At 70.0% G+C, this 13,795-nt stretch carries 9 protein-coding genes; 7 read left to right on the top strand and 2 right to left on the bottom strand.

The features are described from left to right. The first annotated feature begins 145 nt into the window (after window positions 1-145). The 3 genes from C7444_RS09775 (at window position 146) to folD (ending at window position 4,239) form a co-directional block, all read left to right on the top strand. Window positions 146-2,665: a PAS domain S-box protein gene (locus C7444_RS09775; protein WP_110400665.1), complete on the top strand. Its 2,520-nt coding sequence runs from the start codon at window positions 146-148 to the stop codon at window positions 2,663-2,665. Continuing rightward, the gene (locus tag C7444_RS09770; protein ID WP_110400664.1) at window positions 2,662-3,285 is read left to right on the top strand and encodes a response regulator transcription factor; all 624 of its coding nucleotides are present in this window, start codon (window positions 2,662-2,664) and stop codon (window positions 3,283-3,285) included. Before C7444_RS09775 ends, C7444_RS09770 begins: the two co-directional genes overlap by 4 nt. 90 nt (window positions 3,286-3,375) lie before the next feature. Then, a complete protein-coding gene (gene folD, locus C7444_RS09765) occupies window positions 3,376-4,239 on the top strand; it encodes a bifunctional methylenetetrahydrofolate dehydrogenase/methenyltetrahydrofolate cyclohydrolase FolD (RefSeq protein WP_110400663.1) in 864 nt (287 codons plus the stop codon). A gap of 31 nt (window positions 4,240-4,270) precedes the next feature. Here folD and C7444_RS09760 read toward each other — a convergent pair whose 3' ends face one another. Next, window positions 4,271-6,217, bottom strand: a complete 1,947-nt coding sequence (locus C7444_RS09760; RefSeq protein ID WP_110400662.1) for a B12-binding domain-containing radical SAM protein — start codon at window positions 6,215-6,217, stop codon at window positions 4,271-4,273. A 183-nt stretch (window positions 6,218-6,400) separates the two neighbouring features. Here C7444_RS09760 and C7444_RS09755 point away from each other — a divergent pair, with 183 nt between their 5' ends. Together C7444_RS09755 and ileS are read left to right on the top strand one after the other, a co-directional pair. Beyond that, entirely contained in the window at window positions 6,401-8,473 is a 2,073-nt protein-coding gene (locus C7444_RS09755) for a M3 family metallopeptidase (protein WP_110400704.1), read from the top strand. 257 nt (window positions 8,474-8,730) lie between these two features. Next, on the top strand, window positions 8,731-11,580 hold the full coding sequence (gene ileS, locus C7444_RS09750) for an isoleucine--tRNA ligase (protein WP_110400661.1): 2,850 nt from the start codon (window positions 8,731-8,733) through the stop codon (window positions 11,578-11,580). 83 nt (window positions 11,581-11,663) lie between these two features. Here ileS and C7444_RS09745 read toward each other — a convergent pair whose 3' ends face one another. Continuing rightward, window positions 11,664-12,167, bottom strand: a complete 504-nt coding sequence (locus C7444_RS09745) for a ribonuclease HI family protein (RefSeq protein ID WP_110400660.1) — start codon at window positions 12,165-12,167, stop codon at window positions 11,664-11,666. A gap of 112 nt (window positions 12,168-12,279) precedes the next feature. Here C7444_RS09745 and lspA point away from each other — a divergent pair, with 112 nt between their 5' ends. Continuing rightward, on the top strand, window positions 12,280-12,792 hold the full coding sequence (gene lspA / locus C7444_RS09740; RefSeq protein ID WP_110400659.1) for a signal peptidase II: 513 nt from the start codon (window positions 12,280-12,282) through the stop codon (window positions 12,790-12,792). Between the two features lie 117 nt (window positions 12,793-12,909). Beyond that, complete coding sequence (locus tag C7444_RS09735) at window positions 12,910-13,785, top strand: DUF2189 domain-containing protein (RefSeq protein WP_110400658.1); 876 nt, start codon at window positions 12,910-12,912, stop codon at window positions 13,783-13,785. The last annotated feature ends 10 nt before the right edge of the window (window positions 13,786-13,795 follow it).

Here is a 13,795-nt window from a genome sequence, read left to right as displayed (position 1 = left end):
TGCGCGCGCGGCCACCGGCCGGCGCGGCACGAAGTCTCGCACAGAGGCGAAGACATTTCAAATGGTGCGTAACGATTTCATATAGTGATATTCATCGCCGATTCCACCGATTTCAGACCCTTCCGGCAGCGCCGATAATCCCGGGATGTTGTGGAGCCCCCAGGATCGACCGGTGCAGTCCGGCACGTACGCTCGCCAACGGCCGCTGTGGTCGTGGTGGCGCCGGCTGTCGCCCTCACGCCAGGACCGCTTCGCGGCCCTGGCCCCGCTGCTGTCCGTGCTGCTGTTCCTCGCCGCCATCGTGGCGGCGTTCTGGTACCTGCGCAATGAGGAAGTCGAGAGGGAGGTCGAGTCGGTCAAGCGGGATGCGGAACTGGTGCAGCAGCAGATCCGACTGCGCCTGATCGAGAACCAGGAGCAGCTGGTGCGCATCGCGCGTGAGGTCGGCACCCGCACGATCAACCGCGAGCAGTTCATCGGCCAGGCGGAGACCCTGGTGCGCAGCCGCCCGGAGATCGTCGGCCTGACCTGGCTGACCTCCAGCCGGCAGGTCGTGGCCCGCCACACGCCACCGGACATGCTCACCGCGATGCCGCGCCTGGCCCTGCCCAGCGGCAGCGACGATCCACGCACCACCGAAGGCCGCGCGGTCTTCAACGATGCCCGCGACCTGCGGGCACCGGTCTACGGCCGCCCGGTGCGGCTGGACGACCACCTGGTGGTGTTCCAGGTGCATGTGCCGGTGATCGACCAGGGCGCGTTCGCCGGCACGCTGGTGGCCGAGTATTCGGTCGAGTCGATGCTGCGCTACTTCGTGCCGGCCGAGGTGTCGCGCCGCCGAGTGATCAGCCTGGTCGATGGCGACGACACCGTGCTCGCCAGCACGGTGGCCGGTGCCGCCCCCCGGGCCAGCACCCCGCTGGTCTACAGCGTCGCCTTCGCCCCGGTCGGCAACGGCGTGACCTTGCGGGGCGAAGGCTACCGGACCTCGGTCGGGCTGATCGGCAACACGCTGTTCTGGATGGTGCTGGCGCTGTCGATGCTGACGCTGTGGATGCTGCTGGGCACCTGGCGCCACATGCGCCGGCGCCTGCAGATCCAGGGCGCGCTGGTGCAGGAGACCAACTTCCGCCGCGCGATGGAGAACTCCATGCTGACCGGCATGCGGGCGATGGACCTGGAAGGCCGCATCACCTACGTGAACCCGGCCTTCTGCGCGATGACCGGTTTTTCGGAGGCCGAGCTGATCGGCCACCTGCCGCCCTTCCCGCACTGGCCGCACGACCGGCTCGAGGAGAACAACCGCCTGCTCGCCCAGGAGCTGTCGGGCCGCAGTCCGGCCGGTGGCATCGAGGTCAAGGTCATGCGCAAGGACGGCTCGCAGTTCGACGCGCGCATGTACGTCTCGCCGCTGATCGACGCGCGCGGCCAGCAGACCGGCTGGATGACCTCGATGACCAACATCACCGAGGCCAAGCGCATCCGCGACCAGCTCAGCGCGTCGCACGAACGCTTCACCACCGTGCTCGAGGGGCTGGACGCCGCGGTCTCGGTGATGTCGGTGTCGGCCGCGCAGGGCACCGAGCTGCTGTTCGCCAACCGGTCCTACCGGCTGTGGTTCGGCGCCGATTCGCACTGGCACGCCCGGCTGGTGGGCAGCGGCGACGCCGACGGACAGGACGCCGAGGACGCGATCGACGGCCTGTCGGGCCTGCCCACGGCCGAGATCACCGACGTGGGCTCGGACTCGCGCGAGGTCTATGTCGGCGAGACGCAGAAGTGGTACGAGGTGCGCACCCGCTACCTGCAGTGGACCGACGGCCGGCTCGCGCAGATGCTGATCGCCACCGACATCACCAGCCGCCGCCACATGGAGGAGGCCGCCGCGCTGCAGGCCGACCGTGCCCAGGAGACCAGCCGGCTGATCACCATGGGCGAGATGGCCTCCTCGGTGGCTCACGAGCTGAACCAGCCGCTGGCCGCGATCACCAACTACTGCAACGGCATGCTGACCCGCCAGCGCAACGGCACGCTCAGCGGCGAGGACCTGATCGGCGCGCTGGAGAAGACCTCGCGCCAGGCCCAGCGCGCCGGGCAGATCATCCACCGCATCCGCGCCTTCGTGAAGCGCAGCGAGCCCCAGCGCCAGCCGACCAAGATCACCGAGATCGTCGAGGACACGCTGGAGCTGGCCGGCATCGAGCTGCGCCGGCGCAACGTCGCGATCCAGAGCTACGTCGCCCAGCGCATGCCGCTGATCTCGGTCGATCCGATCCTGATCGAGCAGGTGCTGCTGAACCTGCTGAAGAACGCGGCCGAGGCGATCGACAACGCCAGCCTGCCGCCCGGGCGGCGCAAGATCGAGCTGCGCGTCACGCCGCGCCACGACTCGGAGATCGGCGGGGCGATCGAGTTCAGCGTGCGCGACAGCGGACCGGGCATGCCCGAGGACGTGATCAAGCGCATCTACGAGGCCTTCTTCTCGACCAAGTCCGACGGCATGGGCATCGGGCTGTCGCTGTGCCGCTCGATCATCGAGTCGCACCGCGGCCGGATCCGGGCGGAGAACCTCTACAATCAGGACTCCGTGGTGGGGTGTTGTTTCACCTTCGTTCTCCCGGTGGGCCACTTCGCCGAAACCACCAAGCACATAGAGCAGTCATGAGCCTGATTCCGAAAAAAGGGACGGTCTACGTCGTCGATGACGACGAGGCGGTGAGAGATTCTCTGCAATGGTTGCTCGAGGGCAAGGACTACCGGGTGAAGTGCTTCGACTCCGCCGAAGCCTTCCTGTCGCGCTTCGATCCCCGTGAAGTGGCCTGCCTGGTCGCCGACATCCGCATGGAAGGCATGACCGGCCTGGAGCTGCAGGACCGCCTGCTCGAACGCAAGAGCCCCCTGCCGATCGTCTTCATCACCGGCCACGGCGACGTGCCGATGGCGGTGACGACGATGAAGAAGGGGGCCGAGGACTTCATCGAGAAGCCCTTCAAGGAAGAGGAGCTGGTCGCCCTGGTCGAGCGCATGCTCGAGCGGGCCCGCTCGGCCTTCTCGCACCACCAGGAACAGGCCAGCCGCGACGCGCTGCTCGCCCGCCTGACCACGCGGGAATCCCAGGTGCTCGAGCGCATCGTCGCCGGCCGCCTGAACAAGCAGATCGCCGACGACCTGGGCATCAGCATCAAGACGGTGGAGGCGCACCGCGCCAACATCATGGAAAAGCTCAACGCCAACACCGTGGCCGATCTGCTGAAGATCGCCCTGGGCGCCAACGCCAAGGTCTGACCATCTTGGTGCAACAAGAGGCCGCATGACGCGGCCTTTTGTGTTTTGATGCGGCCCCGTACGAGTCCCCACCCGACCGAGACACAGAACATGACCGCCCAGATCATCGACGGCAACGCCCTGTCCAGACAACTCCGCGCCGACGTGGCGCAGCGCGCCAGCGCCCTCACCGCGCGCGGCGTGAAGCCGGGCCTGGCGGTGATCCTCGTCGGCGAGAACCCGGCCAGCGCCGTCTACGTGCGCAACAAGGTCAAGGCCTGCGAGGACAGCGGCCTGCACTCGGTGCTGGAGAAGTACGACGCGACGATGAGCGAGGCCGAACTGCTGGCCCGCGTCCAGGCGCTGAACGACGATCCGTCCATCCACGGCATCCTGGTGCAGCTGCCGCTGCCCGCCCACATCGACGACCACAAGGTGATCGAGGCGATCTCGCCGCTCAAGGACGTCGACGGTTTCCATGTCGCCAGCGCCGGGGCGCTGGTGGTGGGCGAGGTCGGCTTCAAGGCCTGCACGCCCTACGGCTGCATGAAGATGCTCGAGTCCATCGGCCGCAAGGACCTGCGCGGCCAGCACGCGGTGGTGATCGGGCGCAGCAACATCGTCGGCAAGCCGATGGCGCTGATGCTGCTGGGCGCCAATGCCACCGTCACCGTCTGCCACAGCGGCACGCCCGACCTGGGCCACCACACCCGCCAGGCCGACATCGTCGTGGCGGCCGTGGGCAAGCGCAACGTGCTGACCGCCGACATGGTCAAGCCCGGCGCCGTCGTCATCGACGTGGGCATGAACCGCAACGACGAAGGCAAGCTCTGCGGCGACGTCGACTTCGACGGCGTCAAGGAAGTGGCCGGCTGGATCACCCCCGTGCCGGGTGGCGTCGGCCCGATGACCATCACGATGCTGCTGGTCAACACGATGGAGGCGGCCGAGCGGGCCGCCGCCGCCGCGGCCTGAACCGCAGCGCCGGGGCCCGACCCCGGCCCGGTCAGGCCGAGCGTCCCCGGGCGTCCAGCGCCCGGGCGATGCGGTGGCGGTTCACCGTCGACTTCGGCACCTTGCCGCGCAGCTTCGGGTGCTCGAACCACCGCCTCACGTCCTCGTCCACGCACAGGCCGTGCATGTAGTTGTAGAGCGCCTTCTTCAGCCCGACGCCCAGCGCGTCGTGGTCGGTGCCGGTCGGGTCGATGAAGCCGACGTCGTTCTTCGCGAAGGTGACCGGCGGCAGCGGCCGCAGCTTCACGCCGTACTCCGCCGGGTTGCGCCCGACCGGTGAATGCACCGTGCAGGCGAAGCGGTGGAAGAAGCCGCTGTGGATGCAGCCGTTCTCGAACAGCTGGCGCACGTACTCCAGCGCGTCGACCGTGTCCTGCACCGTCTGGGTCGGGAAGCCGTACATCAGGTAGGCGTGCACCAGGATGCCGGCGTCGGCGAAGCCCTTGGTGACGCGCGCGACCTGCTCCACCGACACGCCCTTGTTCATCAGCTGGAGCAGCCGGTCGGAGGCCACCTCGAGCCCGCCCGACATGGCGATGCAGCCGCTGTCGGCCAGCTCCTGGCAGAGCTCGGGCGAGAACGTCTTCTCGAAGCGGATGTTGCCCCACCACGAGATCTGCACGTTGCGCCGCTTGAGCTCGGCCGCCAGCGCCTTGAGCGCCTTGGGCGGCGCGGCCTCGTCGACGAAGTGGAAACCGGTCTGGCCGGTCTCGGCCACGATGGCCTCGATGCGGTCGACCAGCGTCGCGGCCGAGGCCCCTTCGTAGCGCGAGATGTAGTCCAGGCTGACGTCGCAGAAGCTGCACTTCTTCCAGTAGCAGCCGTGGGCCACCGTCAGCTTGTTCCAGCGCCCGTCGCTCCACAGCCGGTTCATCGGGTTGAGCATGTCGAGCAGCGACAGGTAGCGGTCCAGCGGCAGGCCGTCCCAGGTCGGCGTGCCGACCTCGGCGAAGGCGATGTCGGGCTCGACGAAGTTGATGTAGCGCACCTGGCCCGACTCGGGCTCGCGCACGAAGGTGCGCACCAGCCGGGACCGTGATCGCCGGCCGTCCAGGTGCTCGAGCAGCGCCAGCAGCGGACGCTCGCCGCCGTCGAGCGTGACGTAGTCGATGTGCTCGAACACGCGCGGCTCGGCGAGTTCACGCAGCTCGGTGTTGACGAAGCCGCCGCCCAGCGCCACGACGATCGTCGGGTCGACCGCCTTGACCGCCTGCGCGATGCGGAACGCGGCATACACCGCGCCCGGGAACGGCACCGACAGCAGCACCAGACGCGGCCGGTGGCGCTCGACCGCCGCGCGGGTCAGCTCGGTCAGCACCTCGTCGACCAGGTTCGGCGCGGCGGCCAGCGCCTGCGCCAGCGGATCGAAGGTCGGCTGGCTGGTGGCCAGCGACTCGGCGTAGCGCACGAACTCGAAGCGGGGATCGATCGCGTCGCGCAGCACGTCGGCCAGGTCGTTCAGGCAGAGCGTGGCCAGGTGACGGGCCCGGTCCTGCAGGCCCAGCGCCCCGAAGGCCCAGGCCAGCGGGTCGCCGCCCTCGTCGTCCCCGTAGGCGTCGAGCGTGCGAAAGCGCGGCCCCTCGGGCAGGAAGGTGCGGCTGTTGATGCGGTGCGCCAGCGTCGGGTCGCGCCCCTGCAGGAAGGCGATGGTGCGGTCGATCGTCGCCACGTGGCGGTCGAACTGCGCCATGAAGCTCTGCACCGGCTCGGTCGGGCGCGCGGGAGGAGCGGCCTCGAGGCGCCGGCGCACCTCGCGCAGCCCCTCGGCCGACAGCAGCCGCAGCACCAGCGCCAGCGCCAGGTCCTCCTGCACCGCATCGACGCCGCGCGAACGCAGGAAACCGGTCAGGTAGGCGGTGGACGGATAAGGGGTGTTGAGCTGCGTCATCGGCGGGATGACGGACAGCACACGCAGGGGGCGCAGGAGGGTGTCGGACATGGTGGGCTCGCAGGGCGGCACATTCTGCCAGCGCGGGGTCGCCCGGCTCCGCCAGGGGGCACCGGTACATCCCGTCACGATCGGCGCGGCCGCGCACCGGCCCGCGGCACGCCGGGGTTGATTTTTTGTGTCACGCTCTTCATATCGCCGACAGGCCCACTCGAGCGCACCGCTCCTCCGATGATGGACAACCCGACCGACACCCTCGCCCACAACCCGCTGCTCGCCACGGAGCCGGCAGCCACCGCCCTGCCCGCGTTCGCCAGCATCCGCCCCGAGCACGTGAGCCCGGCGGTCGATGCGCTGCTGGCCGAGGCCGAGGCGGCGCTGGAGAGCGCCGTGAGCGAGGCCACGCCGGCCGACTACGACACGCTGTCGCGCCTGCTGAGCGTGGCCAACGAACGCATGGGCCGCGCCTGGGGCGCCGTCGGCCACCTCAAGGGCGTGGCCGACACGCCCGAGCTGCGGGCGGCCTACAACGACAACCTGCCCAAGGTCACCGAGTTCTACACCCGCCAGGGGGCCGACGAGCGGCTCTACGCCAAGTACAAGGCCATCGCCGCCAGCCCGGCCGCGGCCACGCTGAGCCCGGCGCGCCGCCAGGCGCTGGACCACTGGCTGCGCGACTTCGTGCTGTCGGGCGCCGAGCTGCAGGGCGAGGCCAAGGTCCGCTTCGCCAAGATCCAGGAGCAGCTGGCCGACCTGGGCCAGAAGTTCTCCGAGCACGTGCTCGACGCGACCGACGCGTTCGCGCTGTACGTGGGCACCGAACAGCTCGCCGGCGTGCCGCAGGACGTGCAGGACGCCACCCGCGCGGCCGCGCTCGCCGAGGGCAAGGACGGCCACAAGCTGACGCTGCACATGCCGTGCTACCTGCCGGTGATGCAGTACGCCGAGCGCCGTGAGCTGCGCCAGCAGCTCTACACCGCCTACGTCAGCCGGGCCTGCGAGCGCGGGCCGGCCGAGCTGGACAACACGCCGGTGATGGCCGAGATCCTGCGCCTGCGCCAGGAAGAGGCGGCGCTGCTGGGCTACGGCAGCCACGCCGAGGTCTCGCTGGTCAGCAAGATGGCCGAGAGCCCGCAGCAGGTCATCGACTTCCTGCTCGACCTGGCCCGCCGCGCCCGCCCCTACGCCGAGAAGGACCTGGCCGAGCTGCGCGAGTTCGCAGCGCGTGAACTGGGCCTGGACGACCTGCAGGCCTGGGACAACGCCTACGCCGGCGAGAAGCTCAAGGAAGCCCGCTACGCCTTCAGCGACCAGGAGGTCAAGCAGTACTTCACCGAGCCCAAGGTGCTCGACGGCCTGTTCCGCATCATCGAGACGCTGTTCGAGGTGGCGATCCGCCCCGACACCGCGCCGGTCTGGCACGACTCGGTGCGCTTCTACCGCATCGAGCGCCGCACGGCGGCCGGCCCGCAGCTCGTCGGCCAGTTCTACCTCGACCCCTACGCCCGCCCCGGCAAGCGCCCGGGCGCCTGGATGGACGACGTGCGCGGACGCTGGAGCCGTCCGGACGACGGCCGGCTGCAGACCCCGGTGGCGCATCTGGTGTGCAACTTCAGCGCCCCGGTCGGCGGGCAGCCGGCGCTGCTGACGCACGACGAGGTGCAGACCCTGTTCCACGAGTTCGGCCACGGACTGCACCACATGCTGACCCAGGTCGACGAGCTGGCGGTGTCGGGCATCTCCGGCGTCGAGTGGGATGCGGTCGAGCTGCCCAGCCAGTTCATGGAGAACTTCTGCTGGGAGTGGGACGTGCTCAAGCACATGACCGCCCACGTGCAGACCGGCGAGCCGCTGCCGCGCCCGCTCTACGACAAGATGATCGCCGCCAAGAACTTCCAGAGCGGCCTGCAGACGCTGCGCCAGGTGGAGTTCTCGCTGTTCGACATGCGCCTGCACGCCCGGGTCGACAGCGCCGACCGGGTCCAGCAGGTGCTCGACGAGGTGCGCGCCGAGGTCGCGGTGCTGATCCCGCCGGCGATCAACCGCTTCCAGCACAGCTTCTCGCACATCTTCGCGGGCGGCTACTCGGCGGGCTACTACAGCTACAAGTGGGCCGAGGTGCTGAGCGCCGACGCCTGGGGCGCGTTCGAGGAGGAAGGCGTGCTCAACGTCGAGACCGGCCGGCGCTACCGCCAGCAGATCCTCGAGGCGGGGGGCGCGCGGGATGCGATGGACAACTTCAAGGCCTTCCGCGGCCGCGAGCCGAGCATCGACGCGCTGCTGCGCCATCAGGGCATGGGCAGCTGAGCGGCCGGGGCCCCGTTAGAATCGGGGCCCATGTCGCCCACCCACACCGCCACCGGCCCGACCCTGCGGGGCTACGCGGCCACGCGCCGGCAGACGACCCGCGACCGAATTCTGCGCGCGGCCGCTGTCTGAAGCTGCCGCTGCCGCCCTCCACGCGGCACTCTCCCCGTGACCGGGAACCGGCGCCTGAGCGCCCGGACGCCCGCAACGCCTTCCCCCTGCCTGAGCTTCACCCGCGTCCCGGGTGCCCGAGTGCCATGACCGAACCGAAACAGCCCACCGACGCCCGCAACTACCGCGCCACGCTGAACATGCCCGACACCCCCTTCCCGATGCGCGGCGACCTGCCCAAGCGCGAACCGGGCTGGGTCAAGGCGTGGAACGAGCAGGGCCTGTACCAGCGGCTGCGTGCCGCCCGCGCCGGGGCCCCCAAGTTCGTGCTGCACGACGGCCCGCCGTACGCCAACGGCCAGATCCACATCGGTCACGCGGTCAACAAGGTGCTCAAGGACATGATCACCAAGTCGCGCCAGCTGGCCGGCTTCGACGCCAGCTACGTGCCCGGCTGGGACTGCCACGGCCTGCCGATCGAGAACCAGATCGAGAAGACCCACGGCCGCCACCTGCCGCGTGCCGAGGTGCAGGCCCGCAGCCGCGCCTATGCGGGCGAGCAGATCGCCCAGCAGATGGCCGACTTCAAGCGCCTGGGCGTGCTCGGCGACTGGGAGCACCCCTACCGCACGATGGACTTCGGCAACGAGGCCGGCGAGATCCGCGTGCTAAAGCGCCTGATGGAGCGCGGTTTCGTCTACCGCGGCCTCAAGCCGGTCTACTGGTGCTTCGACTGCGGCTCCTCGCTGGCCGAGTTCGAGATCGAGTACCAGGACAAGGTCTCGCCGACCGTCGACGTGGCCTTCCTGTGCGCCGAGCCGGCCCGGCTGGCCGCCGCCTTCGGCCTCGAGGCGCTGGAGCAGGACGCCTTCGTCGTGATCTGGACCACCACGCCCTGGACCCTCCCGGCCAACCAGGCGCTCAACCTGAACCCCGAGCTGCCCTACGCGCTGGTGCGCACCGAGCGTGGCCTGCTGCTGCTGGCCGAGGCCCTGGTCGAGAAGTGCCTGGAGCGTTACGGCCTGACGGGCACGGTGATCGCCACCACGCCCGGCAAGGCGCTGGCCGGCCTGAACTTCAGGCACCCGTTGGCCCATGTGGACGCCGGCTACGACCGCCTCTCGCCGGTCTACCTGGCCGACTACGCCACCGCCGACGACGGCACCGGCATCGTGCACTCGGCGCCGGCCTACGGCGTGGACGACTTCAACTCCTGCGTCGCGCACGGCATGAAGTTCGACGAGATCATCAACCCGGTGCAGGGCAACGGCGTCTACGAAGCCGACCTGCCGCTGTTCGGCGGCCAGTTCATCTGGAAGGCCAACCCCAACATCGTCCAGGCGCTGCGCGACGCCGGCCGCCTGATGGCCACCGCCCAGCTGACCCACAGCTACCCGCACTGCTGGCGCCACAAGACGCCGGTGATCTACCGCGCCGCCGCGCAGTGGTTCGTGCGCATGGACGAGGGCGACGGCGTCTGCAGCGTCGACAAGGCGCCGCGCACGCTGCGCCAGACCGCGCTGGACGCGATCGACGCCACCCACTTCTACCCCGAGAACGGCCGTGCCCGCCTGCGCGACATGATCGCCAACCGGCCCGACTGGTGCATCAGCCGCCAGCGCAACTGGGGCGTGCCGCTGCCGTTCTTCCTGCACAAGGTGACGGGTGAACTGCACCCCGACACGCTGGCCTTCATGGACCGCGCCGCCGCGCTGGTCGAGGCCGGCGGGGTCGAGGCCTGGTCGACGCTGGATCCGGCCGACTGGCTGGGCGACGAGGCCGAACACTACAGCAAGAGCACCGACATCCTCGACGTGTGGTTCGACTCGGGCTCGACCTTCTCGCACGTGCTCAAGGGCAGCCACGCCGGAGCCGCCCAGGCCGAAGGCCCGGAGGCCGACCTCTACCTCGAGGGCCACGACCAGCACCGCGGCTGGTTCCACTCCTCGCTGCTGATCGCCTGCGCGCTCGAGGGCCGCGCGCCCTACAAGGGCCTGCTCACCCACGGTTTCACCGTCGACGGCCATGGCCGCAAGATGAGCAAGTCGGTGGGCAACGTGGTCGCCCCGCAGCAGGTCAGCGACAAGATGGGCGCCGAGATCATCCGCCTGTGGGTGGCCGCGACCGACTACTCGGGCGACCTGGGCATCGACGACAAGATCCTGGCGCGGGTGGTGGACGCCTACCGCCGCATCCGCAACACGCTGCGCTTCCTGCTCGCCAACACCAGCGACTTCGATCCGGCCACCGACGCGGTGCCGGTCGAGCAGATGCTCGAGGTCGACCGCTTCGCGCTGGCGCGCGCCGCGCAGCTGCAGGCCGACATCCTGGCGCACTACGAGGTCTACGAGTTCCACCCGGTGGTCGCCAAGCTGCAGGTCTACTGCTCCGAGGACCTGGGCGCCTTCTACCTCGACGTGCTGAAGGACCGCCTCTACACCTCGGCCACCGGCAGCCTGGCGCGCCGCTCGGCCCAGACCGCGCTGTGGCAGATCACCCATGCGATGCTGCGCTGGATGGCGCCGTTCCTCAGCTTCACCGCCGAGGAGGCCTGGCCGATCTTCGCCCCGGGCCGGTCGGTGTCGATCTTCACCGAGACCTACTGGACCTTCGCCACGCCCGACGAGGCGCTGCTGGCCCGATGGGCCCGCGTGCGCACCGTGCGCGAGGCGGTGAACAAGGAGATCGAGAACGTGCGCACCGGCGGCACGGTCGGCTCGTCGCTGCAGGCCACGGTGCAGATCACCGCCCCGCAGGCCGACTTCGACGTGCTCGCCTCGCTGGGCGAGGACCTGAAGTTCGTCCTCATCACCTCGGCCGCCAGCCTGGCCGTGGGCGAGGAGCTGAAGATCACCGTGACCCCCAGCACCGCGACCAAGTGCGAACGCTGCTGGCACTACCGCGACGACGTGGGCATCAACCCCGAACACCCGACGATCTGCGGACGCTGCGACAGCAATCTGCACGGCGACGGGGAGCGCCGCACCGCGGCCTGAGGCGTGCACGCCCCGGAGCGACCCGCTCCGGGGTGCTGCAGGCCCTGCTCCAGCCGGCCTCCGCCCGGCATGGCACCGCGGCTTCAGCGTTCCGGCGCCGCACCGGCCAGCGCCGCCGTGGCCAGCCGATCGGCCCCGGCGTTGCGGTGCCGGGGAATCCAGCGCGCGTCCAGGCACTCGAAACCCGCCACGAGGGCCTGCAGGCGCAGGCGCCACGCGGCGAGCCGGGCGGCCTTGCCGGACTGCTCGCCGAGCGCCTGGCGCACGACCAGCTCGCTGTCGCCCCAGACGATGACCCGGCGGGCGCCCTGCGCCTGCAGCCACTCCAGCACGCCGATCAGCGCGCGGTACTCGGCCTCGTTGCTGCAGCCGGTGCCCGGCAGCGGCACGCCCAGCTCATGGACCGTCCCGTCGGGCGCGAAGACCAGCCCGCCTCCGGCCAGGCGCCCGTGCCCGCCCGCGGCCGTGCCGTCGAAGGTGGCCTGCCAGACGCCGTCGCGCACGGCCTGCAGCTGCAGCCCGGCCTCGAAGCGGGCGCTGGCGCGCTGCACCAGCCGTTCAGGATCGGGATGGCGTCTTTTTTTCAAGGGAGGACCGGTCGATGCACATCGGCCGGATTATCCGGAGCCGCCGGCCCGTCGGGCACCGTGCGGGTGCGGCTACAGTACCGGCTCCCGCATCCAGCTCCTCCCTGACCCGATGGCCACCCAATCGAGATCGTCGACCCCGCTCACCACCTGGCTCGCCCTGTCCGCGCTGATCATCCTGGCCGACCAGGTCACCAAGGTCATGATCCTCGGGCGCTTCCAGTACGGCGACAGCGTCACCCTGACCTCCTTCTTCAACCTCGTGAGGGCCCACAACACCGGCGCGGCGTTCAGCTTCCTGGCCGACGCCGCCGGCTGGCAGCGCTGGTTCTTCGTCGTGCTGGGCTTCGGCGCCTCGGCGATGTTCATCTGGATGCTCAAGCAGCACGGCAAGCAGCGGCTGTTCGCGTTTTCGGTCGCCATGCTGCTGGGCGGCGCGATCGGCAACGTGATCGACCGCCTGTGGCACGGCTACGTGGTCGACTTCCTGCAGTTCCACTGGGATGTCCTCGCCCCGCTGTTCCCGGGCGGCTACTTCCCGGCCTTCAACGTCGCCGACAGCGCGATCACGGCCGGGGCCATCGGCCTGATCCTCGACGAGCTGCTGCGCGTGCGGCGCAGCTGAGGCCGCCGGCCGGCCCGGGAATTACCCGCAGGCCGGCCCGATCCTGGGGGAGACCCGCTGGCCCGCCCGGTCAGGGCCTCGTAAGGTCCGTCGAGACCCTTCGAGGAGAGGCCGCCCATGGACCATGTCAGCCCCCACCCGGCCGCCGCCGGCCCCCTGCAGCCTGGCGGCCACGACGCCGGACCGCCCCGGCCCGACGACGGGGCCCCAGGCGGCACCGCCGAGGCGCTGTCCCGTGCGGCCGACTCGACCTTCCCCGAGCTGCGCCCGCTGACGCTGGGCGACCCGCTGCGCTGGCTGGCGCTGGGCTGGCGCGACTACACCCGCCACCCCGGCATCGGCTCGTTCTACGGCCTGTGCTTCATGGTCATGGGCTGGCTGCTGCTGAAGGTCTACGAAAACGCGCCCGCCTACATGCTGGCCCTGTCGGCCGGTTTCCTGCTGATGGGGCCCTTCCTGTGCATGGGCCTCTACCAGGTGTCGATGCGGCTGGAGCGGGGCGAGTCGCCCGACTTCGGCGACTCGCTGACCGCCTGGGACAGCCACATGGGCCAGATGGCGATCTTCGGCTTCGTGCTGCTGGTGCTCGAGATGCTGTGGGGACGCGCGGCGATGGTGGTGTTCGCGGTCAGCTTCGACGGCATGCCCGACCTGAGGGGCTCGCTGATGGCGCTGGTGAACCCGGACAACCTCGGCTTCATCGTCACCTACCTGGGCGTGGGCGGCATCTTCGCCGGGCTGATCTTCGCGATCAGCGTGGTCAGCATCCCGATGATGCTGGACCGCCAGGTCGACGCGATCACCGCCGGGCTGACCAGCCTGAGGCTGGTGCTGACCCAGCCGATGGTGATGATCTTCTGGGGCGCGCTGATCACGGCCCTGGTGGTCGTGGCGCTGCTGCCCTGGTTCTTCGGCCTGCTGGTGATCGGCCCGGTGGTGGGGCACGCCAGCTGGCACGCCTACCGGGCCGCGGTGCAGCACCCGGCGAACTGAAGCGCTCGCC

The sequence above is a fragment of the Sphaerotilus hippei genome (assembly GCF_003201595.1).
Lineage (GTDB): Bacteria > Pseudomonadota > Gammaproteobacteria > Burkholderiales > Burkholderiaceae_C > Sphaerotilus > Sphaerotilus hippei.
This window is presented reverse-complemented; position numbering and strand designations above follow the sequence as displayed.

What these genes read in the sequence shown, in the direction of transcription:
- C7444_RS09775 (WP_110400665.1), top strand. Translation starts at nt 146, where the DNA reads ATGTTGTGGAGCCCCCAGGATCGACCGGTGCAGTCCGGCACGTACGCT.
- C7444_RS09770 (WP_110400664.1), top strand. Translation starts at nt 2,662, where the DNA reads ATGAGCCTGATTCCGAAAAAAGGGACGGTCTACGTCGTCGATGACGAC.
- folD (WP_110400663.1), top strand. Translation starts at nt 3,376, where the DNA reads ATGACCGCCCAGATCATCGACGGCAACGCCCTGTCCAGACAACTCCGC.
- C7444_RS09760 (WP_110400662.1), bottom strand. Translation starts at nt 6,217, where the DNA reads ATGTCCGACACCCTCCTGCGCCCCCTGCGTGTGCTGTCCGTCATCCCG.
- C7444_RS09755 (WP_110400704.1), top strand. Translation starts at nt 6,401, where the DNA reads ATGGACAACCCGACCGACACCCTCGCCCACAACCCGCTGCTCGCCACG.
- ileS (WP_110400661.1), top strand. Translation starts at nt 8,731, where the DNA reads ATGACCGAACCGAAACAGCCCACCGACGCCCGCAACTACCGCGCCACG.
- lspA (WP_110400659.1), top strand. Translation starts at nt 12,280, where the DNA reads ATGGCCACCCAATCGAGATCGTCGACCCCGCTCACCACCTGGCTCGCC.
- C7444_RS09735 (WP_110400658.1), top strand. Translation starts at nt 12,910, where the DNA reads ATGGACCATGTCAGCCCCCACCCGGCCGCCGCCGGCCCCCTGCAGCCT.